Source organism: Nocardioides sp. JQ2195 (genome assembly GCF_012272695.1).
In the GTDB taxonomy this organism is placed as follows: Bacteria; Actinomycetota; Actinomycetes; order Propionibacteriales; family Nocardioidaceae; genus Nocardioides.
Genome location: NZ_CP050902.1, coordinates 2,630,699 through 2,653,593, shown reverse-complemented (window position 1 = coordinate 2,653,593; position 22,895 = coordinate 2,630,699). Strand labels below are relative to the sequence as shown.

Sequence of the window (22,895 nt, the reverse complement as noted above, 5' to 3'; positions counted from 1 at the left end):
CCTCCTCGCGTCACCCGCACCTGTGACGCGGTGTCCAGGTCACGTGGCCGGATTTCGGCTGCGGCGCCCCTGAGGAGGACAATGGCGTCATGCAGCTGGGCACCCTGACCGTCGAGACCCCGGTGGTGCTGGCCCCGATGGCCGGCATCACCAATGCCGCCTACCGTCGGCTGTGCCTCGAGCAGATGGCCTCCGTGGGCGCCGACGGGGTGTTCGTCTGCGAGATGATCACCTCCCGCGGACTGGTCGAGGGTGACGCGATGACGAAGTCGATGCTCGCCTTCGACGAGCTCGAGACCCGTCGCAGCGTGCAGCTCTACGGCACCGACCCGGCGTACGTCGGCAAGGCCGCGGAGATCCTCTGTGCCGACTACGGCGTGGCCCACATCGACCTGAACTTCGGCTGCCCGGTGCCCAAGGTGACCCGCAAGGGTGGGGGCGGAGCGCTGCCGTGGAAACGTGGACTGCTCGCCGACATCCTCGAGCAGGCGGTCCGCGCCGCCACGCCGTACGACGTCCCGGTGACGATGAAGACCCGCAAGGGCATCGACGACGACCACCTGACCTACCTCGATGCCGGTCGGATCGCCCAGGAGTCGGGGATCGCTGCGATCGCCCTGCACGGCCGCACCGTCCAGCAGGCCTACTCGGGGCAGGCCGACTGGGAGTCGATCGCGGCGCTGGTCGACCACGTCGACATCCCGGTGCTCGGCAACGGGGACATCTGGGAGGCAGCGGACGCGCTGCGGATGGTCGAGGAGACCGGCGTGGCCGGTGTGGTCGTCGGACGTGGCTGCCTGGGCCGCCCGTGGCTGTTCCGCGACCTGGCCGCCGCCTTCCGTGGCGAGGAGGTCGCGACCCTGCCGACACTGGGCGAAGTGGCGGCGATGATGCGGCGCCATGCCGAGCTGCTGAGCAAGCACATGGGGGAGGAGCGGGGCTGCAAGGAGTTCCGCAAGCACGTCTCGTGGTACCTCAAGGGCTTCCGTGCCGGTGGTGCGTTGCGTCACGCCCTGGCGTTGACCGACAGCCTGGCCACCCTCGACACCCTGCTCGCCGAGCTCGACCCTGCCGAGTCCTTCCCGGTGGGTGAGCTGGGCGCGCCCCGGGGGCGCCAGGGCGCCGCCCGCAAGCGTGTCGTGCTCCCGGACGGATGGCTCGACGACGCTGACGGAGCAGGCTTCGTCCTGCCCGAGGAGGTCGCGGAGGTCTCCGGAGGGTGAGCCGGAACACGGAGTGACCGTGGGACCAAATGGGACATATTGGGTTGGTTTATGTTTCACTCGACGCTCGTGCCTGACGCCAACCATGTCGGTGCACCGTCCTTGACAGCTATCGCAAAGGATCAGCGCTGTGGCAAACAGAAGCCACAAGCGGGACACCAATGCCCGCCGCAAGCCCCGTCTTCTCCTCATCGCCGGACCCCTCTCGGTGGCCGCCACACTCGCCGTCGTGGGTGTGGGCGTGCTCGGTTCCGACCCCGACGTCCAGGAGGTCGTGAGCGCCAACCAGGCCTCGATCGGCGACCACGCCCGGCGTGACAAGCCGGTTTCCCGTTCCGGTGCCGACCGTGGCGCGCCGCTGGAGGTCAAGAAGCTGGCGACCTCCGCGCGCTTCGCCGGCGACGCCCAGCTGAAGGCGACCAGGAACGCCGTCGCGAACGCCTCCGTGGATCTGTGGACGACCGAGGAGCTGAACCTCTGGGACGGCCCGACCGACGAGGCCACCCAGCTCGGCACGATCGAGTCGGGCAAGAAGGTGCTGACCACCGGTCGTGAGCTGAACGCCCGCGCCGAGGTCGTCGTGGACGGCGAGTCGCGCTGGGTCACCGCCGAGTACCTCGCCGACGAGAAGCCCGTCGAGGGCCCGGCCGGCCTCGGTGGCTCCTGCACCAACGGCACCTCGGTGGCCAGCGGTGTCAGCCCCAACATCGTGAAGGTGCACGAGGCCGTGTGCGCCGCGTTCCCCGAGATCACCACCTACGGCACCTTCCGTGGTGACGGCGAGCACGCCCAGGGCATCGCGGTCGACATCATGGTCAGCGGCGCGCGTGGCTGGGAGGTCGCGGAGTTCGTCCGCGCCCACGCCTCCGAGCTGGGAGTCAGCTACGCGATCTACTCCCAGAAGATCTGGTCGGTCCAGCGCTCCAGCGAGGGCTGGCGCGGCATGTCGGACCGTGGCTCGACGACCGCGAACCACTACGACCACGTGCACGTCACGACGTACTGATCGTTCCTGCCCCGGCGTGTGGGCAACTCACGCGCGATCCACTGTCACCAGGTGACAGTGAATCGCGCGTGACTCATTTCAGACGCGACGACTCATCCCAGGGCCGGGAACCGATCCCGGATCGCACCACCGTCCTCCGGGACGGGCTCTCGGCCGGTGCCGATCAACGTGGCCTCGAGATCCGTCCACCCCGTGGGCAGCGGCTCCCCGACGAGAGCCTCGATCGTGGCCCGGGCCAGCGCCAGCGCACTGTCCGGAGCGGGATCCTCGGAGCGCAGGTCGAGGTGATGGACGACGTCCTCGACTGCCCAGACAGTGAGGAAGTCACCAGCGGTGAAGACGTGTCCCTGCCACAGGCAGTTCCCACGGGGGAGTGATGCGATGCCGCGCAGGAGCGCGTCCGCGACTTCGTGCAGGTGACGGGTCGCTGATGCCGGTCGCAGGTACGTCGTGGAGCGTCGCCGCTGCGCCATCAACGCGGGGATCGGATCGTCCGCGACGAACTCGGCGGCGAACGCGGGCCAGTAGGTCGCTGCATCGACGGTGGGTTCTGCATCGACCGACGAGACCAGACCGCCGAGCATGTCCTCCCAGCCGGCGATGACGTGCACCATCACGTCCATTCGCGTCCAACCGTGGCAGCGCGAGGCACCCAACAGGTCGAGTTCGGACAGCGCGTCCACGGCGCGCACGAAGCCGACGACGGACTCGGCGCACGCGGTGCGGGCCGTCGCTGTGGGGACAGTCAGTCTCATGCACCCACCCTAGGAGTGCCGTGACCTCGCGTCGTCTCCTGCAGCGGGGCCGGCGGCATTCCAGGGGGGAACCTCGGGGGCACTGCCTGCGGTGGACCAATTGGTCCACCGCACGCAGGGACGCGCCGAGGCCGGTCGGCGGCGCACGAGCAGTGGCGCACCGCGGACCCCGGAAGTCGTGGAGGTGGCTGGTGCCCGACGTGCCACGTCGAGGACCAGCGGCACCGCCGAAGATCTTCGGGTGGCCGGACCCGGCGCGGGCCATCCCCGACGAACTTCCTGCGGCACCCATTAGTCTCAGGCCTGATGAGGATCAACGAGTACGACGACCGCGACCGAGAGCGGATCGTCCCGGAGCCGCCGAAGCGGGTGGACGCGCCCGTCCGCACCGCGTTCGAGCGGGACCGGGCACGGGTCGTGCACGCCGCCGCATCACGCCGGCTCGCGGCCAAGACGCAGGTGGTCGGCCCGCAGAGCGACGACTTCGTGCGCAACCGGCTGACCCACTCGCTCGAGGTGGCCCAGATCGCCCGCGACCTCGCCCGTGCCCTGGGCTGCCACCCCGACATCACCGAGACCGCGGCCCTGGCCCACGATCTCGGCCACCCGCCCTTCGGTCACAACGGCGAGCAGGTGCTCGACCGGCTCGGTGAGCCGTGCGGTGGCTTCGAGGGCAACGCCCAGACCTTGCGGATCCTGGCCCGCCTCGAGGCGAAGACGTTCGACTCCGACGGCCGCTCGGTGGGTCTCAACCTCACCCGGGCGACCCTCGACGCCTGCACGAAGTATCCGTGGCTGCGTGACGCTCCCGGCACCAAGTTCGGTGCCTACGCTGACGATGTGCCGGTCTTCGACTGGATGCGCGACGGGCGCAGCGACCGTCGCAGGTGCGTCGAGGCACAGGTCATGGACCTCGCCGACGACGTGGCCTACTCGGTGCACGACGTCGAGGACGGTGTCGTGGCCGACCGGATCGACCTCGGTCGGCTCGCCTCCGCGGAGGAGCGTCGCGCCGTGTGGCAGACGGTCCGGGAGTGGTACCTCCCCGACGCCGCCGACGACCAGCTCGAGCAGGCGCTCGCCGGCATGCAGTCGCAGGCCAGCTGGCCGACCGCGTCGTACGACGGCACCCGGCGCTCGCTGGCGAACCTGAAGAACGTCACCAGCGACCTGATCGGGCGTTTCTGCGGGGCAGTGCAGGGCGCCATGCTGGAGGCCTACGGCACGGAGTCGTTCGTCCGCTACCGCGCGGACCTGATCGTGCCGGAGCAGACACTGGTCGAGATCTCGGTGCTGAAGGGAATGGCTGCGCACTACGTGATGCGCTCCGACGAACGCATCGAGACGATGGCGCGTCAGCAGGAGCTCCTGGCAGAGCTGTTCGAGGCGCTGGTCGACCGGCCCGACCGGCTCGACCCGGCATTCGCCCGGGACCACGCCGAGGCCGTCGACGACGCGGCTGGACTGCGTGTGGTCATCGACCAGCTCGCGTCGCTGACCGATGCCTCGGCGCTCGGCTGGCACCGGCGCCACGTCGTCGGGGACTGAGGGCCCGGTCTCCGGTCGCCGGACAGTGCAGGCGGACGGTGGCTCCTCCACAGCGTCCGGCGACCGGCCCGCACCGCCAGCCCCCCTGGACGTAGACTCCGCGACGTGGCAGGACGGATCAGGGACGACGACATCGCGGAGGTCCGCGAGAAGGCCCGCATCGACGAGGTCGTGTCGTCCTACGTGACCCTCCGCAACGCCGGCGGGGGCTCGATGAAGGGCCTGTGCCCCTTCCACGACGAGAAGTCGCCGTCGTTCCACGTCACTCCTGCGAGGGCCTTCTTCCACTGCTTCGGTTGCCAGGAGGGGGGCGACGTCTTCACCTTCCTGATGAAGATCGACGGCGTCTCCTTCGCCGAGGCCGTCGAGCGCCTTGCTGACAAGTACGGCGTCCAGCTGCGCCGCGAGGAGGGCGGCGCACCCGAGGCGCCCCGCGGGCCCAGGCGCAGCCAGATGATCGACGCCCACAAGCAGGCCCAGGCCTTCTACGCCGACGCTCTCGGCTCACCCGACGCACTGGCTGCCCGCCAGTTCCTCGACGGACGCGGCTTCGACAAGGATGCGGCCGAGACCTTCGGGGTCGGATTCGCCCCTCGTGACGGCGACGCCCTGTTCAAGCACCTGCGCCAGAAGGGCTTCTCCGAGGAGGAGCTGGTCACCGGCGGCCTCGTGGCCCGCGGTCGCAGCCTCTACGACCGGTTCCGCGGGCGCCTGGTGTGGCCCATCCGCGACTCGTCGGGTGACGTGATCGGGTTCGGCGCCCGGCGCATCTTCGACGACGACCGCATCGACGCGAAGTACCTCAACACCCCTGAGTCACCGATCTACAAGAAGTCCCAGGTGCTCTACGGCATCGACCTGGCTCGTCGCGAGATCGCCCGCAGTGGGAAGGCAGTGATCGTCGAGGGCTACACCGACGTGATGGCCTGCCACCTGGCCGGCGTACCCACCGCCGTGGCCACGTGCGGCACCGCCTTCGGCGACGACCACGCCCGCATCCTGCGGCGTTTCCTCCACGACCACGACGACTCGCGCGGCGAGGTGATCTTCACCTTCGACGGGGACCAGGCCGGTCAGAACGCCGCGATGAAGGTGTTCCGCAGCGACCAGAACTTCGCCTCGCAGACTTACGTCGCGGTGGCCCCCGACGGCCTCGACCCCTGTGACCTGCGCATCCAACGCGGGGACGAGGCGGTGCGCGAGCTGGTCGAGAACCGTCGCCCCCTCTATCGCTTCGCCCTCGAGAACGTGCTCGCCCGCTTCGACCTCGAGCGTGCCGACGGACGGGTCGACGCGCTGCGCGAGGCGGCCACCATGGTGTCGAGCGTGCGCGACAAGTCGAAGGTGGAGGCGTTCTCCCGGGAGATCGCGCAGATGGTCGGGGTCGACGTCGACGAGGCCCGCCGAGAGGTACGCCGTGCGGCCGCGCGCCCGGCTCGGGGCAGCGGGGCGGCGCGGCAGCAGCCGGGAGCCGGCAACGCTGCCCCGAGCCAGGACCCAGCACGTCAGGCAGCCCAGCAGGCGCCCCAGCAACCCCCTGCCCCGCCGCTGCCCAACCTGCGCGATCCCCGCTTCTCCATCGAGCGCGCCACGCTGAAGCTCGTCCTGCACCACCCCGCCCTGGTCGAGCCTGCGGCCCGCGACCTGGGGCCCGATGACTTCACGCACCCGACCTACCGTGCGGTGTGGGAGGCGATCGCGGCCTCGGGCGGACCGGCGTCCGCCGACGCCGGATGGACGGCGAGGCTGCGTGACCAGACCACCGACCCGACGGTCTCGGGTGTGCTCACCGAGCTGAGTGTCGAGCCCTTGATGACGTCGAAGGAGCCCGACCTGGCCTACGTGCACGCGCACGTCTTCAAGCTGATGGAGCTGACCGCCACCCGGCGCCTGACCGACGTGAAGAGTCGACTCCAACGCACCGACCCGGTTGCCCAGGCGGACGACTACAGCACGTCCTTCGCCGAGCTGATGTCCCTCGAGCAGCGGCGCCGGCACCTGCGAGAGCGAGCGATGGGGAGCCAGCAGTGATCCGTTTGCGCCACCAACTCCCGGACGAGGTCCGGACCGCTGCAGTGGGGCCGGGCGAGAAGGCCCTGGCAGGAGCAGTGACGGCCGACGGCCGCGTGGTCGTCGGCACCCGTGATGCGCTCTACGTCGACGCGCAGCGGATCCCGTGGGAGATCGTGGAACGCGCCGACTGGGACAAGGACGAGGCCACGCTGACGGTCTCCGAGGTCGGCAGCTGGGGGCGGGAGCGTCCCGCCCACGCGTTGCCGCTCGAGGAGCCCGGCCGCCTGCTCGAGCTGGTCCGGGAGCGGGTCACGGCGAGCATCGTCCTCCAGCGTCACGTGCCCATCCACGGGAAGCGCGGGGTGATCGTGATCGGCCGACGCGCGCCGCGTGGACACCAGCCGGTGGAGTGGGTCTACGAGTTCGACGAGGGCGTCGACCCCGACGATCCGGAGGTGCGCCGACGGGCGGAGGTGGCCTTGGCAGCCGCTCGGGACGAGGTCGGGCCCGGCGCGCACTGAGCCCGGGCAGGGGTCGAATCCCTGGAACAGCGAGCCTGATTTCGCGTGGCCACCCAGTCCTTGCTATTCTTCCGGCGCTGCCAAACGATCCCCTGTAGCTCAACTGGCAGAGCATTCGGCTGTTAACCGGAGGGTTGCTGGTTCGAGTCCAGCCGGGGGAGCAAGTGAAGGGCCTGACCTGCGGGAATCACCGCCGGTCGGGCCCTTCGTCGTTGACCACGCGGCTGGGTGCCGGGGGGAAGCGCGCGCCGCGCTCGACCTCGTTGAGGTCGAGGTGGTTGCGCATGTACTGCGCACTGGCGTCCACCGGCGGTGCGTACTCCCACGGGGTGACCTTGCCGGTGCGCAGCGCGGCGTCCACCAGCCGCCGACGCGACTGGTCGGCGATGACGTCGTCGTACAGCGCGTCGAGGTCCCATCCCTCGGCGACGCTGCGGCGGAACGCGGTGACGGCTCCCTCGAGGCCCGGCTCATCGACCAGGTTCTTCCGCTCGGCCGGATCCGTGGCGAGGTCGTAGAGCTGGTCGGGGTCGACGGGGGAGTGCACGAACTTCAGGTCGCCCCGTCGGAGCATCAGGATCGGGGCGACGGCGCCCTCTCCGCAGTACTCGCCGATGACCTCGCGAGGAAGCGGATCGTGCGTCGGCGGCTGGTCGCCGCACAGGTCGAGCAGGGAGCGGCCCGCCAACGGGGTCACGCTGGGAGGCACGCGGTCACCCGCGAGCTCGGTGACCGTGGGCAGGACGTCGACCAGCGACACCGGTTCGCCGACCCGCTTGGGCGCGAACCGTCTCGGCGCGTTGACGATCATCGGGATCCGCGCGGAGTCCTCGAAGAAGCTCATCTTGTACCAGAGCCCGCGTTCGCCGAGCATGTCTCCGTGGTCGGCGAGCAGCACCACGATGGTGTCGTCACGGACCTGCAGCGCGTCCAGGGTCGACATCAGCCGCCCGGTCCACTCATCGAGGTAGGAGAGGTTCGCGTAGTAGGCGCGACGCGCGCGCCGGGTGTCGTCGGCCGTGATCTCGACCTCGTCCATCGCGCTCAACCGCCGCAGTCGCTCCGTGTGCGGGTCGAGCGGCACGTCGTCGCGTCCGACCGAGGGCAGCGGGATGTCGACACCGTCGTAGAGGTCCCAGTAGCGCGAGCGCGTGACGTAGGGGTCGTGCGGGTGCGTGAAGCTGACCACAAGCAGCCAAGGCCTCTCGTCGTCGGCCCGGGCCAGGTCGTGCAGCGCCCGGATGCCCTGGTGGCCGACCTCGTCGTCGTAGAGGAGCTGGTTGGTCACCTCGGCCGTGCCGGCCTCCTTGACGGAGTCCATGTTGTGCATCCACCAGTCGATGCGCTCGTCGGGCTGCAGCCAGTTCGGGGTCCAGCCGAAGTCGGCGGGATAGATGTCGGTGGTGCGCCGTTCCTCGAAGCCGTGCAGCTGGTCGGGGCCGACGAAGTGCATCTTGCCGTCCAGCACGGTGCGGTAGCCGGCGAGCCTCGCGTAGTGCGCCAGTGTCGGCTGCGTGCTCGGCAGGTAGGCGGCGTTGTCGTAGCCACCCGTGCCCGACGGCAGCCGCCCCGTCATCATGCAGTAGCGCGCCGGGGTGCACAGCGGGCTGTTGGAGTACGCCGCGTCGAAGACCACCCCCGTGCGCGCCAGCTGGTCGATGGTCGGGGTGAGGGTCACCGGGTTGCCGTAGCAGCGCAGGGCCGACGGTGCGACCTGGTCGAACATCACCACCAGGACATTCGGCTGCGACAGCCCCGCCGTCTCCATGGTGCGAGTGTGCCACTCGGGAGCCACCGCGGCGAGCGTCACCGGGGTTCGCTCGAGGACGGTGGCGTGCACCCGGGCGGCGTCGGGCACACTGCAGGGGTGTCCGACCCGATCCAGGGGCTGCTCGCTGCGCCGCCCGACCTGCCCGTGCTGGTTGGCCTGTCGGCCATCGCGGGTGCGATGGAGTCCGTCGGCGCTGCCGTGGTGCACGCACCTCGGCGCTGCCGTGGTGCACGCACCTCCGGGCACCGGGAAGACGACCTTGGTGCCGCCGGCAGTGGCAGCCGGGGTGCGCGGTCGGGTCGTGGTCACCCAACCCAGCCGGATCGCCGCGCGTGCGGCCGCCAGACGCCTCGCGACCCTCCTCGGGGAGCCGATCGGTGAGACCGTCGGGTACGCCGTTCGCGGGGACCGCAGGGTCCGGCACGGCACCCGGATCGAGGTCGTGACGACGGGGCTGCTGCTGCGCCGGCTCCAGCAGGACCCCGAGCTGCCCGGGGTGGACGCGGTGATCCTCGACGAGGTGCACGAGCGCCACCTGGACGCCGACCTGACGCTGGCCCTGCTGCTGGACGTTCGCGCCACCCTGCGCGAGGACCTGCGGCTGGTCGCGATGTCAGCGACGATCGAGGCCGAGCGCACCGCTGCGCTGCTCGGGTCCGGCAATCCGGTGCCGGTGGTCGACGTCCCGGGTGCGCTGCACCCGGTCGAGCCGGTCTGGTGCCCGCAACCAGCCGGGCAACGACGCACCGACGACCGCGGGATCACGCCCGCGTTCCACGACCACGTCGCCGCCACCGTGCGACGCGCGCTGGCCGAGCACGAGGGGGACCTGCTGGTCTTCGTCCCGGGTGTGGCGGAGGTCGACGCGACCGTACGTCGCCTGGCCGGCACCGGTGTCGACGTACGTCCACTGCACGGGCGGCTCCCTGCGGCCGAGCAGGACCGCGCCCTCAGCGAGGGACCTGGCCGTCGGGTGGTGGTCTCGACGGCGGTCGCCGAGTCGTCGCTGACCGTGCCCGGGGTGCGTGTGGTCGTGGATGCCGGCTTCTCGCGGGAGTCCCGGGTGGACCACCGGCGCGGCCTGGCCGGCCTGGTCACGGTCGCGGTCAGCCGCGCCTCGGCCGAGCAGCGTTCCGGGCGTGCCGGCCGACTGGGACCCGGTGCGGCGCTGCGCTGCTGGTCGGAGGCCGACCACGCCCACCTCGCTGCGCACCCCGAGCCGGAGATCGCCACCGCCGACCTCACCTCGTTCGCGCTCGAGGTGGCACGGTGGGGGAGCCCGGACGGCGCCGGGCTGGCCCTGCTCGACGCGCCGCCGGCCCATGCCCTGGATGCCGCTCGTGCGACGCTCCGGGAGATCGGCGCGGTGGACGACGCGGGGCGGATCACCCACCGGGGCGGGCTCATCGCGGACGTGCCGACGGACCCGCGCCTGGCCCGAGCCCTGATCGACGGCGCCGAGCTGGTCGGCCTACGACGAGCCGCCGAGGTCGTCGCGATGCTGGCCGAGGACGTCCGAGCACCCGGCGGGGACCTCGTCGCCGCACTGCGCTCCCTGCGGGGCGGCGACCGAGCGAGTGGTCGAGCCGGTCGAGGAGCGGGGTCGGCCGGACGGGAGCACTCGACCTGGCGGGCCCAGGCGCGACGACTGGAGCGTCTGGTGGAGACGAAGACGCCGGGCGACGGGTCGGCGAGCCTCACCGACGACGTCGCCGTCGGGCTCGTGGTGGCGCTCGCGCACCCCGACCGGATCGCGCGCAGGCGCTCGGGGTCGAGCAGCTATCTGATGACCTCGGGCACCGGGGCGGAGCTCGACCCGCGCAACCCCGGCCCCTTGGCAGGCCTGGAGTGGTTGGCCGTCGCCGACGCCTCCCGCCGCCCGGGGCGCCGGGAGGCGACGATCCGCTCGGCGGCACCGATCACCGAGGACCTCGCGCTCGAGGCGGCGGCCCCGCTGTGGACCGAGTCCTCGGACGTCACCTGGTCGGACGGGCGGGTGCGCTCCCGGCAGCGGACCCTCCTGGGGGCCATCGAGCTGACGTCGGTGCCACTGCCCGACCCACCTCTCGACCTGGTCGCCGGGGCGATCGGCGAGGGCTTGGCGCGCGACGGGCTCGACGTCTTCACCTGGTCGGAGTCGGCCACCTCCTTGCGTGCTCGCCTGTCGTTCCTGCACCGCATCCTCGGTGACCCGTGGCCGGACGTCAGTGACGCAGCGTTGACCGAGAATCTCCAGTCCTGGTTGGGCTCTGAGCTCGCCCGGGTGCGCAGCGCCAAGGACCTGCAACGCATCGACATCACCTCGGCACTGCGTCGCCTGCTGCCCTGGCCGGAGGCCGGGCGGCTCGACGAGCTCGCACCCGAGCGGGTCGTGGTGCCGACGGGCTCCGCCCTCCGGGTCGACTACCGGGCCGACCAGCCGGTGCTCGCCGTACGCCTGCAGGAGGTGTTCGGCTGGGCCTCGGTCCCGACGCTCGCCGACGGACGGGTGCCGCTGCTGTTGCACCTGCTCTCGCCGGCCCGACGTCCGGCCGCGGTCACCGCCGACCTGGACTCGTTCTGGGACAACGGCTACCCGGGAGTGCGCTCCGACCTGCGTGGTCGCTATCCGAAGCACGCCTGGCCGGACGACCCCCGCACGGCGCCGGCCACGCGGCGTACCAAGCGTGCCGGTGACTGAGTGGGCTCCGCTGGGTCACTGTGTGGATCCTCCGGCACTGCGCGCCGGAAGATCCACACGGTGCGCCACTGCGCGCACGTGGGGCGGGTGGGGCTCGAACCCACGACCCAAGGATTATGAGTCCTCTGCTCTGACCGACTGAGCTACCGCCCCTCGGCGCAGCAGCCTACCGAGCGCCGCGGCACACCCGTCCGTCGAGGGTGCTCCACCGGGCTTCGCAGCCGGTCTTCTCGCGGGTGCTCGTTCGCGGTGCTCGTCCGAGGTCAGAGCTCGTCGTTGATCTTGTAGGAGCCGTCGGCATAGGTCAGGCGCAACCGCACGTCGTCGCTCGACTTCTCACCGCCCTTGACGGTGTAGTCGACGTGATAGCTCACCTCGAGGGTCTCGGGATCGGCCACGATGTCGGAGACCTTGGCGCTCGCCACGCCGCCCCAGAACCCGCTGTAGGAGTCGTAGCCACCGCTGGCGTCCTGGAAGGCCGGCGTCAGCATGGTCCAGGTCGTGGCCGGGTCCTTGGTGACGGTTCCGAGGTAGTCGGTGACGAACTGCGACATGCCCTCGGCGGTCGGCGCGTCGGACGGCGGGGTGTCGGAGCTCTTGGGCGTGCCCTGGCTGGTCCGGTCACGGTCCGCGCCGCTCGCACGTCCCGGATCGCCGTCGTCGCGAACCATCAGCCATGCGCCGAGCACGACTGCTGCGACGAGTGCCAGGGCACCGATCATCGCGGGCCCGCGCGACCGCTTCGCGTCGTCGGCGGGGGTGAACACGGCGGTTGGCTCGACGGGCTCGACGGGCGTGTGACGCGCCGGATCGGCGGCCGGGTGCTGCGTCGCGGCAGCGGGCGGAGCCGAGGCCGGCACGGCGACGGACACGGGGGCGGGTGCCCGTCCCGGGCCACCGTTGAGGAATCGGGCGACGTCCTGGGCCGACCAGCGCGCCCTCGGGTCGCGGTGCATCGTCGCCAGCAGCAACGGCTCGAGCCAGCCGGCCCGGTCCGTGCGCGGCGGCTCCTCGTGGACGATCCGGTAGAGGGCCCCGATCAGGTTCTCCGTGGTGTCGTACGGCGGCCCGCCGGTCACCGCGTGGAAGACCGTCGCACCCAGCGACCACACGTCGCTGGCCGGGCTGGCAGGGTGGCCGGAGGCGACCTCGGGGGAGAGGTAGCCGGGACTGCCCGTGACCATGCCGGTCTGGGTCAAGGTCGGGTCGTCGCCGGTGCGCGCGATCCCGAAGTCGCTGAGCTTCACGGTGCGGTCGCTGGCGACCAACAGGTTGCTGGGCTTGATGTCGCGGTGCACGATGCCGGCCTCGTGCGCCGCGGCGACGGCGGTCGCGGCCTGGCCGACCACCCGGGCCGCGTCGTCGGGGGTGAGCGGGCCGTCCCTGCGGATCAGCTCGCCGAGGTTCACCGAGGGGACGTACTCCATCACCAGCCAGTGGGCGTCGCCCTCCCTGACCAGGTCGTAGACCGCCACCACGTGCTCGTGGTTGAGCATCGCGGAGACCCGCGCCTCCCGGCGTACGCGCTCGATGTCGGTGTCGTCGGTGCCAGGGGTCAGCCCCACGCGCTTCACGGCGACCTCGCGGTCGAGGACCACGTCTCGGGCGAGCAGGACCGCGCCCATGCCGCCGCGCCCGATCTCGCGCCCGATCTCGTAGCGCCCTGCGATGAGTGTCCCCACGACACCTCCTTCCTCGAACCCCGTGATTCTAGTCGGCGGGTGTCACCCGGGAGCTCGACACCTCGGTGCTTCCCGCACGCCGTTCCGGTCGGCCCGGCTCAGCCCGGCTCGCCGAGGACGGCGATGTCGAAGGTGGGGCCGAAGTCCTGGGTGGCCCGTTGAAGGCCCTCGCGGTACTCGATCCGCAAGCGGTCGAGGTGCAGGTCCACGGGCGTGCTCGAGTCGACACTGAGCATCAGCTGGTCGGCGCCGCCGAGGTGCAACGAGCTCCCTTCGGCGGGCAGCACGTCGGCGCAGAAGCGCTCGGGCTCGGTGGTCTGCGAGATGGCGCCGTCCCTGCAGATCCAGGTCCTGAGGTCGAGTCCCTCGGTGGTGAGCGGATCCCCGGTGGACGAGGTGGTCTCCATCTCGACCCCGGAGATCTCGATGTCCCGGTCGACGTCCACGCTCACGCCGACATACACCTGCTGCCCGGTCTTGACGGTCACCTCGATGCTGCGATCGCTGGTCGGCAGCGGTGACGGGCGGCCCGTCCACCACAGCCCGACGGCCACCAGGACGCACAGTGCTGGGACCCACAACCAGGCCGTCCAACGCCTGCGCCTGACCTCGAGCCCGCCGGGTGCGGGACCCGAATCCGTCTGCATGCTGCTCAGGTTAGGCCAGCGGGGGTGCTTTGGCCGGGTTTGTGCCAGCGAGGCACGATTGTCTTGACGAATCCCCCGTCAGCCGCTCTACTTCCTGCAGTTGCGAACAGGGGTGCCCATGCTGAGATTCACCGGAGTCGGTGTCACCGACGTGGGGCACGTGCGCGACCACAACGAGGACTCGGGCTTCGTCGGCCCCTACCTGGCCCTGGTCGCCGACGGTGTCGGCGGTGCCGCGGCGGGGGAGATCGCCTCCGCAACCACGACGTACGCCGTGACCGCCGGTGCCTCGGCCCTGCCGGACGCGGATCCGCGTGCGGCGCTCGCCGAGGCGGTGGCCGCGGCCCGCCGACAGCTGCTCGACGGTGTCGCGAAGGACCTGCGTCGAGCCGGTATGGCCACCACCTTGACCGCGGTGGCCACCGACGGGACACGCGTGGCGCTGGCCCACGTCGGGGACTCCCGGGCCTACCTCGTCCACGAGGGGCACCTGGTCCAGCTCTCCACCGACCACACCTTCGTGCAGCAGCTGGTGGAGGAGGGCCACCTCACGCCTGCCCAGGCGCGGGTGCACCACTGGAAGAACGTCGTCCTGCGCGCGCTGCCGGGCAGCGACACCGGAGAGATCGAGGCCGCCGACGTCCTGGAGCTCGAGGTGTCGCCCGGTGACCGGATCATGTTGTGCAGCGACGGGTTGAGCGACCTCGTCGACGACGAGCTGATCGCTGAGGGGTTGCTCATCGCCGACCCGCGCTCGGCCTCGGCCCGTCTGGTCTCGGAGGCGTTGGCGGCCGGTGGCAACGACAACGTGACCTGCGTGGTGGTCGACGTGATCGACGGCCCCCGGGTCGTCGGAGACGGTCAGTGGCTGGGGGCTGTGCGCGACCCGGCGAACGTCGTGGACCCCTCGGCCGCCGAGATGTCGTGAGCGCGCCTCGCCGTACGATCTCGCCATGAGCCACCGTCTGGCCCGCCCGGCCCTCGAGGGGACTGTCGCGGTGCGTGACGGCCGGCGCCTGAGCTTCGCCGAGTACGGCTCCACGAGCGGGCGTCCCGTCATCTGGATGCACGGCACCCCGGGCGCGCGGCGCCAGATCCCCATCGAGGCCCGGGCGTACGCCGTGGCGCACGGCCTGCGGATCATCGGCATCGACCGGCCCGGCATCGGATCGTCGACGACTCACCTCTACCCGCAGGTCATCGACTGGGCGGCCGACCTGGCGATCTTCGCCGACACCCTGGGGCTCGAGGCCTTCGACCTGATCGGGCTCTCCGGGGGTGGGCCCTACGTGCTGGCCGCCGGGGCCGCGCTGCCCGAGCGGGTGCGCGGGGTGGCCGTTCTGGGCGGCGTGGCTCCCACCCGGGGCCCGGACGCCGCGCCCGACGGCATCGTGCAGCTGGCAGTGCACCTGGCTCCGTTGCTCTCGGCCGCGCGCGTGCCGCTCGGGATCACGCTCACCCAGGCCATCCGGATGGTCAAGCCGTTGGCCGGCCCGGCGCTGGCTCTCTACGCAGCGCTCCAGCCGGTCGGGGACAAGACGTTGCTCGGGCGACCGGAGTTCAAGGCGATGTTCCTCGACGACCTGCTCAACGGAACCCGTTTCCAGAGCTCGGCGCCGCTCAACGACCTGGTGCTGTTCACCCGGGACTGGGGCTTCCGGCTCGCCGACGTGCAGGTGCCGGTGCGCTGGTGGCACGGCGATGCGGACCACATCGTGCCGTTCGCGCACGGGCGGCACGTGGTCGATCGTCTGCCCGACGCGCGGCTGTTCACGATGGACGGCGAGAGCCACCTGGGTGGACTGGGCGTCGCCCAGGAGGTGCTCGACGTGCTCGGCGCCCTCGGTCCGCGACGTGGTGAGGCGCAGAACAGCTGAAAAGTTGCCGATCGACTGGTTTTGGTCGGCAACTTGGGTCACAATGGCTTCATAACTACACATCTGTCACTTGGGTGACTCCACTCGAATTGTCGCGAGACCGCTGGGGAAGGCGTATCTCGACGCCTTGAGATGAAGGAGCCACAGTGACCACGACTGCAACGCGCACCAGCAGCCCCACGACGAGGGGAATCCTCTTCGTGCACTCCGCGCCGTCCGCACTGTGCCCACACATCGAGTGGGCCGTGGGCGGCGTACTCGGGGTTGCCGTGAGCCTTGAGTGGACCCCCCAGCCTGCCCAGGCCGGGACCTACCGTGCCGAGCTCTCCTGGACGGGGGACGCCGGCTCGGCTGCTGCTGTTGCCTCGGCCCTGCGTGGCTGGAACCACCTGCGCTTCGAGATCACCGAGGAGCCCACCTCGAGCACCGAGGGCAGCCGCTACTCGTTCACCCCCGAGCTCGGCGTCTTCCACGCGGTGACCGGCCTGCACGGCGACATCATGATCCCCGAGGACCGCCTCAAGGCCGCCGTCGTCAAGGCGGCACTGGGCGACACCACCGTGCTCAACGAGATCGACAAGCTCCTCGGCAAGCCGTGGGACGACGAGCTCGAGACCTTCCGGCACGCCAGTGACGGCGCTCCGGTGCGCTGGCTGCACCAGGTCGTCTGAGAGTCCCTCCTCCTCATCGGCAGCGACGCGGTGTCCGTGTCACTCCCGCTGCGACCGGTCGCCTGTGGAGTGACACAGCACCGCCCCGGTGCCGGCGTGCGACGGTCTGCGTACGTCGGTCTGACTACGACGGTCTGCGTACGTCGCGGTCCGGCCCAGCGCTCACCAGGGGTGGAACGGGGGCATCTCCGAGGCCTTGCTGGTGAACTCGGGGTCGCGCTTCTCGAGAAAGGCTGCGACCCCTTCCTTGCCGTCGCCGATCGAGGTGTAGAACATCGACAGCGAGTCGACCTCGTGGGCCACCATCGGGTGCGGCGCCGCACTGTTGCGGTAGAGCATCTGACGGGCCAGGGCGACCCCGACCGGGGAGCGGTTCCTGGTGAACTTGTGGGCCAGGGCGTACGCCGCGTCCAACAGCTCGTCGGCCGGGTGCACCGACTTGACCAGACCGCCCTCGCGCGCCTCCTCCGCGGTGAGGATGTCGGCGGAGTAGATCCACTCCAGGGCCTGGGATATGCCGACGATGCGGGGCAGGAACCAGGTCGAGGCCGCTTCGGGGGTGATTCCGATCCGGCCGAAGACGAACCCGATGCGGGCCTTCTCGGAGGCCAGCCGGACGTCCATGGCGCACAGCATCGTGGCGCCGATGCCGACCGCGGCGCCGTTGACGGCTGCGATGACCGGCTTCTTGCACTCGAAGATCGCGAGCGTGACCCGGCCGCCGGTGTCGCGCACGCCGTCGGCGATGGCCGGGTCGTCGCGGCGCTCACGCAGGTCGTCGAGCGTGGGTGACTGGCTCTCGTCGAGCCCGAAGACGTTGCCCTCGCGGGTCAGGTCCATGCCCGCACAGAACGCCTTGCCGGCCCCGGTCACCACGATCGCGCGGACCTCGTCGTCCTCACTGGCCCGGCGGAACGCGGCCTCCAGCTCGTCGGCCATGGTGACCGTGAACGAGTTCATCTGCTCGGGCCGGTCCAGGGTGAGCGTCAGGATGCCGTCGGTGACGTCGTAGCGCAGGGTCTCGTAGGTCATGGACGCAGGCTATCCCCCGCGTCTCGCCGGGGTTCGGCGGCTCGTGCGCGGTGCTGGTGTCACTGTGCACGTGACCGGTCACGTGCACAGTGACATGGACAGTGACACGGACAGTGACATGGACACCGCGTCACACGGGGAGTGGGCGGTGGGGAGTGGGCGTGGTGGGTCAGAGGGGGATGTTGCCGTGGTCGCCGCGGGCGTTGGGGTCGGCGGCACCGGCCAGGGCACGGGCGAGCGCGGAACGCGTGGCTGCCGGCTCGACGATCTCGTCGACGACACCGATCTCGACGGCCTTCTCGACGCCACCCGCGATGCGCTCGTGCTCGGCGGCCAGCTCGGCCTCCACCTGCGGACGGATGTCGGGGGCGACCTCGGCCAGCTTGCGGCGGTGCAGGATCCGGATCGCCGCCACGGCGCCCATCACGGCCACCTCGGCACCGGGCCAGGCGAAGACGCGGGTGGCACCCAGCGAGCGCGAGTTCATCGCGATGTAGGCGCCGCCGTAGGTCTTGCGGGTCACCAGGGTCACGCGGGGGACCACGGCCTCGCCGAAGGCGTGCAGCAGCTTGGCACCACGGCGTACGACGCCGTCCCACTCCTGCCCGACACCGGGCAGGTAGCCGGGCACGTCGACCAGGACGATCAGGGGGACGCCGAAGGCGTCACACATGCGCACGAAGCGGGAGGCCTTCTCGGCCGAGGCGGAGTCCAGGCAGCCGCCCAGGCGCATCGGGTTGTTGGCGATCACACCGACCGTGCGGCCACCCATGCGACCCAGCGAGGTGACGATGTTGGGCGCCCAGCGGGCGTGCAGCTCCTGCACCGTGTCGGTGTCGAGGACCTCCTCGACGAGCGGGTGCACGTCGTAGGCGCGCTTCTTCGACTCGGGGAGCACGGCGGACAGGTCACGGTCCGGGACGGCGTCCAGGTCCATCGTGCCCTGGGCACCGAGCAGGCTGGCCACCCGGCGTCCGCTCTCGAGCGCCTCGGCCTCGGTCTCGGTGAGGATGTGGACGACGCCGGAGCGGCGCCCGTGCGGCTCGGGACCGCCGAGGCGCGCCATGTCGACGTCCTCGCCGGTGACCGAACGGACCACGTCGGGACCGGTGACGAAGATGCGGCCCTGGGGGCCGAGGATCACCACGTCGGTCAGGGCGGGACCGTAGGCGGCGCCGCCGGCGGCCGGGCCGAGGACGACGGAGATCTGCGGGATCTTGCCGGAGGCCCGGGTCATGATGTGGAAGATCTCGCCGACCGCGTGCAGCGACAGCACGCCCTCCGCGAGGCGGGCGCCACCGGAGTGCCACAGCCCGACGACGGGTACGCCGTCAGCGAGGGCACGCTCGTAGGCGATCACCACCTCCTTGCAGCCGACCTCGCCCATCGCGCCCCCCATGACGGTGGCGTCGGAGCAGAAGGCGACCACGGGGGCACCGTCGACCAGGCCCTTCGCGGCGAGCATCCCCGAGTCGTCGTCCTCGGTGAGCAGCTCGACGGAGCCGTCGTCGAAGAACGCGGCCAACCGGTGCTTCGGGTTGCGCGGGTCCTCCTCGCGGGGCAGCTTCGTGCGGACGGCCGTGGCAGTCATCAGATGCTCCCGAACGCGACGGCGACGTTGGCTCCACCGAAGCCGAAGGAGTTGTTCAGCGCCACGATGTCACCGGTCGGCAGGTCGCGCGCCTTGGTGGCGATGTCGAGCTCGACCAGGGGATCGAGGTTGTCGAGGTTGATCGTCGGCGGGCTGACCCGGTCGCGGATCGCGAGCACCGTCGCCACCGCCTCGAGGGCGCCGGCGCCACCGAGCAGGTGGCCGGTCATCGACTTGGTGCTGGTCACCACACAGCTGTCGACCGCGTCGCCGAGGGTGGCGTGGAGCATCAGGCCCTCCGCCACGTCACCCTGCGGGGTGGAGGTGGCGTGGGCGTTGACGTGCTTGACGTCGCTGGGGCTGAAGTCGCCGGCCTCGATCGCGAGCTGGATGGCGCGGGTGCCGCCGCGACCCTCGGGGTCGGGCTGGGCAATGTCGTGGGCGTCGTTGCTGATGCCCGAGCCCATCACCTGGGCGTAGATCGTGGCGCCGCGGGCCAGCGCGTGCTCCTCGGACTCGAGCACCAGGATGCCGGCGCCCTCGCCGAGGACGAAGCCGTCGCGGCCGGTGTCCCACGGGCGCGAGACCGAGGTCGGGTCGCCGCCCTCCTCGCTGCCGGTCTTGGACAGTGCCATCATCTGCGCGAAGGCGGCCATCGGCAGCGGGTGGATCGCGGCTTCGGTGCCGCCCGCGACGACCACGTCGGCGCGGCCGAGGCGGATCTGGTCGATGGCCATCGAGATGGCTTCATTGCCCGATGCGCAGGCCGAGGTGGGCGCGTTGACGGCGCCGCGTGCGCCGACGTAGAGCCCGACGTTGGCGGCCGGTGCGTTCGGCATCAGCATCGGCACGGAGAGGGGGGAGACCCGGCGGGCGCCCTTCTCCTTGAGCGCGTCGTAGTTGGACAGCAGGGTGGTCACCCCGCCGATCCCGGAGGCCACGGCCACGCCGGTGCGGGTGCCGTCGAGCTCGACACCCTCGAGGCCCGCGTCGCGCCATGCCTCCATGGCGGCGACCATCGCGAACTGTGCCGACCGGTCGAGGCGGCGGGCCTTGACCCGGTCGAGCACCTCAGCGGGCTCGACCGCGATCCGGCCGGCGATCTTGACCGGGATGTCGGCTGCCCACTCGTCGTCGAGACGACGTACGCCGGAGGTGCCGGCCAGGAGCGCCGACCAGGTGCTGGCGACGTCTCCGCCGACAGGGTTGGTGGTGCCGAGTCCGGTGACGACCACGCGCTTGAGTGACATGCGGTTCCTTCGTGATGGTGGATGCGGGCCCCGAGGGGCGCGGGCTTGGGTGGGCTGGGTCAGCTGGCGGCGTTCTCGATGAACGACACGGCGTCGCCGACGGTCTTGAGGTTCTTCACCTGGTCGTCGGGGATCGAGACGCCGAACTTCTCCTCGGCGGCCACGACGACCTCGACCATGGACAGCGAGTCGACGTCGAGGTCGTCGACGAACGACTTCTCCAGCTGCACGTCATCGGCGGGGATGCCGGCGACCTCGTTGACGATCTCGGCGAGGTCGGAGCGGATCTCTTCGGTGGTGGCCATGCTGGGTTTCTCCTTGTGTGTTGCGGGAAATGGGCGGGTCGTGCAGGTGAAAACAGGTGGTGCGGATCGATCAGGGAAGGGTGACGACCTGGGCGGCGTAGGCCAGGCCGGCACCGAAGGCGATGAGCAGTGCGGTGTCCCCGCTGCGGGCCTGGCCGTCGGCGACCATCCGCTCGAGGGCCATCGGCACGGAGGCGGCCGAGGTGTTGCCCTGGTCGACGATGTCGCGGGCGATGCGCACTGTGTCGGGCAGCTTCATCGAGCGGGCCATCGTGTCGGTGATGCGGTTGTTGGCCTGGTGGGGCACGAAGACGTCGAGCTGGTCGGCGGTGATGCCGGCCCGGTCGAGGGCCTCCTTGGCGACCTTCGCCATCTCGAACGCCGCCCAGCGGAAGACAGCGCTCCCCTCCATGACCAGGTGCGGCATCGCGGGGGAGTCGGAGGCGATCACGTCGCGCCAGTCGTGGTTCTGCCGGATGTAGTCGTAGTGCTCACCGTCGGAGCCCCACACGACCGGGCCGATGCCGGGGGTGTCGGACGGTCCGACCACGACCGCGCCGGCGCCGTCGGCGAAGATGAAGGCGGTGCCCCGGTCGGTGGGGCTGGTGATGTCGGAGAGGCGCTCGACGCCGACGACCAGCACGTTGCGCGAGGACCCGCCGCGGATCATGTCGGCGGCGAGGGAGACACCGTGGCAGAAGCCGGCGCAGGCCGCGGAGATGTCGAAGGCGGCTGCGCCCTTGGTGCCCAGCTCGTGCGCGATGAGGGTGGCTGCCGCGGGCGTCTGCATCAGGTGGCTGACGGTGGCCACGATGACGCAGTCGATCTGCTCGGGCTCGAGGCCGGCGTGGTCGAGTGCCTGCTTGGCTGCCGCGACCGACATCATCGTCACGGTCTCGTCGTCGTCGGCGAAGCCGCGGGTCTTGATGCCGGAGCGTTGCTGGATCCACTCGTCGCTGGAGTCGATCGCCTCGACCACCTCGGAGTTGGGCACCACGCGACGCGGACGGTAGGCGCCGATGCCGAGGATCCTCGAGTGGGCGGAACCGGTCGCCGTGGTCAGGGTGGCCATCGTCATGCCCCCTTCGGGTGCAGGCGCAGCAACGGCTGACCGGGAGAGACCAGGTCGCCGTCCTCGACCAGCCACTCGACGATCGTGCCGCCGTGGTTGGCGTTGACGTCGACGCTGTCGCGCAGGCTGGCGACCGCGCCGATGCGGGCGTTCTCGGCCAGGTCGACGGCCTCGGCAGCGGTTCCGTCGCGGTGGAAGGTGCCCTTCATCGGGCTGACCACCATGCGCCAGGTCGGGGTGGTGTTGATCTCGGAGACCTCGCCGTGCTTCTCGCAGAAGGCCCGGGCGTCGTCGAGCTGGTCGGGGGTCTTCAGGGCGAAGGTCTCCACACCCTTCATCGCGCGCTTGGCGATGCCGGTGAGGGTGCCGGCGGGCGGCATCTCGAGGATGCCGGTGACGCCGAGGTCGAGCATGGACTCCATGCACAGGTCCCAGCGCACCGGGCGGCTGATCTGCTTGACGATGCGGGCCAACACCTTGCGGCCGTCGTGGACCACCTGGCCGTCGGCGTTGGAGATGATCTTGGTGCGCGGGTCGTGGGTCGACACCGATCCGGCCAGGCTGCCCATCCGGTCGACGGCCGAGGCCATGTGCTCGGTGTGGAAGGCACCGGCCACCGACAGCGGCATCAGGCGGGCCTTGGCCGGCGGGTCGGCCTGCAGGGCGGCGAGCTGCTCGACCGTGCCCGCGGCGACGATCTGGCCGGGTCCGTTGTTGTTGGCCGGGGTCAGGCCGTGCTTCTCGAGGGCGGCGAGCACCTCGTCGGGGTCGCCACCGAGCACGGCGGCCATGCTGGTCTCCCGCTGGGCGGCGGCGTCGGCCATCAGGCGGCCGCGTTCGCGCACCAGCACCATCGCCTGCTCGGCGGTGATCGCGCGGGCGCCGGCGGCGGCGGTCAGCTCGCCGACACTGTGACCGGCGACGGCTCCGATCTTGCCGAAGGCGTCGGCCGGGTGTGGGAACAGCTCGAGGGCGGCGACCAGGCCGGCGGCGACCAGCAGCGGCTGGGCGATCTCGGTCTTGCGGATGGTCTCCGCGTCGGCCTCGGTGCCGTAGTGCACCAGGTCGATGCCGGCCACGGTGGAGAGCCACTCGAAGCGGCTCCGGAAGACCGGGTCTTCCAGCCAGGGGGAGAGGAAACCGGGGGACTGGGCACCTTGGCCGGGAGCAACAATGACGAGCACGTTGTCCACTCTGCCGTGTCGGAGGTGTCGGGCGCGGGTCGGGCGCGCACGAAATCCGACGGCGGTT

General features: G+C 71.0%; 19 protein-coding genes and 2 tRNA genes. 10 read left to right on the top strand and 11 right to left on the bottom strand.

Features of this window, described 5'->3' with window-relative positions:
- Positions 1-89: 89 nt before the first annotated feature.
- Entirely contained in the window at positions 90-1,223 is a 1,134-nt protein-coding gene (dusB, locus tag ncot_RS12490) for a tRNA dihydrouridine synthase DusB (protein ID WP_168617904.1), read from the top strand.
- Positions 1,224-1,353: 130 nt separating this feature from the next.
- The gene (locus ncot_RS12485; RefSeq protein ID WP_168617903.1) at positions 1,354-2,229 is read left to right on the top strand and encodes a hypothetical protein; all 876 of its coding nucleotides are present in this window, start codon (positions 1,354-1,356) and stop codon (positions 2,227-2,229) included.
- A 92-nt stretch (positions 2,230-2,321) separates the two neighbouring features.
- Here the strand turns inward: ncot_RS12485 and ncot_RS12480 are convergent, their stop codons facing one another.
- Positions 2,322-2,984, bottom strand: a complete 663-nt coding sequence (locus tag ncot_RS12480) for a maleylpyruvate isomerase N-terminal domain-containing protein (RefSeq protein WP_168617902.1) — start codon at positions 2,982-2,984, stop codon at positions 2,322-2,324.
- Between the two features lie 306 nt (positions 2,985-3,290).
- Between ncot_RS12480 and ncot_RS12475 the strand changes: the two genes are divergently transcribed.
- From ncot_RS12475 to ncot_RS12460, 4 genes are all read left to right on the top strand, one after another.
- On the top strand, positions 3,291-4,532 hold the full coding sequence (locus ncot_RS12475; RefSeq protein ID WP_168617901.1) for a deoxyguanosinetriphosphate triphosphohydrolase: 1,242 nt from the start codon (positions 3,291-3,293) through the stop codon (positions 4,530-4,532).
- A gap of 105 nt (positions 4,533-4,637) precedes the next feature.
- Positions 4,638-6,563 carry a DNA primase gene (gene dnaG, locus ncot_RS12470; RefSeq protein ID WP_168617900.1) on the top strand — a complete coding sequence of 642 codons (1,926 nt, stop codon included), beginning with the start codon at positions 4,638-4,640 and terminating at the stop codon, positions 6,561-6,563.
- The gene (locus tag ncot_RS12465) at positions 6,560-7,066 is read left to right on the top strand and encodes a hypothetical protein (RefSeq protein ID WP_168617899.1); all 507 of its coding nucleotides are present in this window, start codon (positions 6,560-6,562) and stop codon (positions 7,064-7,066) included. The genes dnaG and ncot_RS12465 overlap by 4 nt, the downstream gene beginning before the upstream one ends.
- A gap of 88 nt (positions 7,067-7,154) precedes the next feature.
- A tRNA-Asn gene (locus tag ncot_RS12460) sits at positions 7,155-7,227 on the top strand.
- A 26-nt stretch (positions 7,228-7,253) separates the two neighbouring features.
- Here ncot_RS12460 and betC read toward each other — a convergent pair.
- On the bottom strand, positions 7,254-9,146 hold the full coding sequence (gene betC, locus ncot_RS12455) for a choline-sulfatase (RefSeq protein ID WP_240937890.1): 1,893 nt from the start codon (positions 9,144-9,146) through the stop codon (positions 7,254-7,256).
- Here betC and hrpB point away from each other — a divergent pair.
- Complete coding sequence (hrpB, locus tag ncot_RS12450; protein WP_346766620.1) at positions 9,100-11,517, top strand: ATP-dependent helicase HrpB; 2,418 nt, start codon at positions 9,100-9,102, stop codon at positions 11,515-11,517. The two genes, betC and hrpB, sit on opposite strands and share 47 nt — an antisense overlap.
- A gap of 79 nt (positions 11,518-11,596) precedes the next feature.
- Here hrpB and ncot_RS12445 read toward each other — a convergent pair.
- The 3 genes from ncot_RS12445 to ncot_RS12435 form a co-directional block, all read right to left on the bottom strand.
- Positions 11,597-11,670 (bottom strand) — tRNA-Ile (locus ncot_RS12445).
- A 110-nt stretch (positions 11,671-11,780) separates the two neighbouring features.
- On the bottom strand, positions 11,781-13,199 hold the full coding sequence (locus tag ncot_RS12440; protein ID WP_168617896.1) for a serine/threonine-protein kinase: 1,419 nt from the start codon (positions 13,197-13,199) through the stop codon (positions 11,781-11,783).
- A 98-nt stretch (positions 13,200-13,297) separates the two neighbouring features.
- The gene (locus tag ncot_RS12435; protein ID WP_168617895.1) at positions 13,298-13,846 is read right to left on the bottom strand and encodes a DUF2784 domain-containing protein; all 549 of its coding nucleotides are present in this window, start codon (positions 13,844-13,846) and stop codon (positions 13,298-13,300) included.
- A 118-nt stretch (positions 13,847-13,964) separates the two neighbouring features.
- On the opposite strand from ncot_RS12435, the gene ncot_RS12430 reads away from it, so the two are divergent.
- From ncot_RS12430 to ncot_RS12420, 3 genes are all read left to right on the top strand, one after another.
- Positions 13,965-14,774, top strand: coding sequence for a protein phosphatase 2C domain-containing protein (locus ncot_RS12430; RefSeq protein WP_168617894.1), 810 nt, complete (start codon positions 13,965-13,967; stop codon positions 14,772-14,774).
- A 25-nt stretch (positions 14,775-14,799) separates the two neighbouring features.
- Positions 14,800-15,723 carry an alpha/beta hydrolase gene (locus tag ncot_RS12425; RefSeq protein WP_168617893.1) on the top strand — a complete coding sequence of 308 codons (924 nt, stop codon included), beginning with the start codon at positions 14,800-14,802 and terminating at the stop codon, positions 15,721-15,723.
- A gap of 146 nt (positions 15,724-15,869) precedes the next feature.
- Complete coding sequence (locus tag ncot_RS12420) at positions 15,870-16,394, top strand: DUF3145 domain-containing protein (RefSeq protein WP_168617892.1); 525 nt, start codon at positions 15,870-15,872, stop codon at positions 16,392-16,394.
- Between the two features lie 162 nt (positions 16,395-16,556).
- On the opposite strand, the gene ncot_RS12415 is transcribed toward ncot_RS12420, so the two are convergent.
- The 6 genes from ncot_RS12415 to ncot_RS12390 form a co-directional block, all read right to left on the bottom strand.
- Positions 16,557-17,426: a crotonase/enoyl-CoA hydratase family protein gene (locus ncot_RS12415; protein WP_168617891.1), complete on the bottom strand. Its 870-nt coding sequence runs from the start codon at positions 17,424-17,426 to the stop codon at positions 16,557-16,559.
- Positions 17,427-17,595: 169 nt separating this feature from the next.
- Positions 17,596-19,017, bottom strand: coding sequence for a carboxyl transferase domain-containing protein (locus ncot_RS12410; protein ID WP_168617890.1), 1,422 nt, complete (start codon positions 19,015-19,017; stop codon positions 17,596-17,598).
- A complete protein-coding gene (locus ncot_RS12405) occupies positions 19,017-20,267 on the bottom strand; it encodes a beta-ketoacyl-[acyl-carrier-protein] synthase family protein (RefSeq protein ID WP_168617889.1) in 1,251 nt (416 codons plus the stop codon). Before ncot_RS12405 ends, ncot_RS12410 begins: the two co-directional genes overlap by 1 nt.
- 59 nt (positions 20,268-20,326) lie before the next feature.
- Complete coding sequence (locus tag ncot_RS12400) at positions 20,327-20,572, bottom strand: acyl carrier protein (RefSeq protein ID WP_057324717.1); 246 nt, start codon at positions 20,570-20,572, stop codon at positions 20,327-20,329.
- Positions 20,573-20,642: 70 nt separating this feature from the next.
- A complete protein-coding gene (locus ncot_RS12395; RefSeq protein ID WP_168617888.1) occupies positions 20,643-21,644 on the bottom strand; it encodes a beta-ketoacyl-ACP synthase III in 1,002 nt (333 codons plus the stop codon).
- Positions 21,645-21,646: 2 nt separating this feature from the next.
- The gene (locus ncot_RS12390) at positions 21,647-22,828 is read right to left on the bottom strand and encodes an acyltransferase domain-containing protein (RefSeq protein WP_168617887.1); all 1,182 of its coding nucleotides are present in this window, start codon (positions 22,826-22,828) and stop codon (positions 21,647-21,649) included.
- Positions 22,829-22,895: the final 67 nt, after the last annotated feature.

Excerpts from the sequence above, each read along its gene's own strand:
- ncot_RS12415 (WP_168617891.1), bottom strand. The coding sequence starts at position 17,426 with ATGACCTACGAGACCCTGCGCTACGACGTCACCGACGGCATCCTGACG.
- ncot_RS12475 (WP_168617901.1), top strand. The coding sequence starts at position 3,291 with ATGAGGATCAACGAGTACGACGACCGCGACCGAGAGCGGATCGTCCCG.
- ncot_RS12405 (WP_168617889.1), bottom strand. The coding sequence starts at position 20,267 with ATGTCACTCAAGCGCGTGGTCGTCACCGGACTCGGCACCACCAACCCT.
- ncot_RS12425 (WP_168617893.1), top strand. The coding sequence starts at position 14,800 with ATGAGCCACCGTCTGGCCCGCCCGGCCCTCGAGGGGACTGTCGCGGTG.
- ncot_RS12400 (WP_057324717.1), bottom strand. The coding sequence starts at position 20,572 with ATGGCCACCACCGAAGAGATCCGCTCCGACCTCGCCGAGATCGTCAAC.
- ncot_RS12435 (WP_168617895.1), bottom strand. The coding sequence starts at position 13,846 with ATGCAGACGGATTCGGGTCCCGCACCCGGCGGGCTCGAGGTCAGGCGC.
- ncot_RS12480 (WP_168617902.1), bottom strand. The coding sequence starts at position 2,984 with ATGAGACTGACTGTCCCCACAGCGACGGCCCGCACCGCGTGCGCCGAG.
- ncot_RS12395 (WP_168617888.1), bottom strand. The coding sequence starts at position 21,644 with ATGGCCACCCTGACCACGGCGACCGGTTCCGCCCACTCGAGGATCCTC.
- ncot_RS12410 (WP_168617890.1), bottom strand. The coding sequence starts at position 19,017 with ATGACTGCCACGGCCGTCCGCACGAAGCTGCCCCGCGAGGAGGACCCG.
- ncot_RS12430 (WP_168617894.1), top strand. The coding sequence starts at position 13,965 with ATGCTGAGATTCACCGGAGTCGGTGTCACCGACGTGGGGCACGTGCGC.
- dusB (WP_168617904.1), top strand. The coding sequence starts at position 90 with ATGCAGCTGGGCACCCTGACCGTCGAGACCCCGGTGGTGCTGGCCCCG.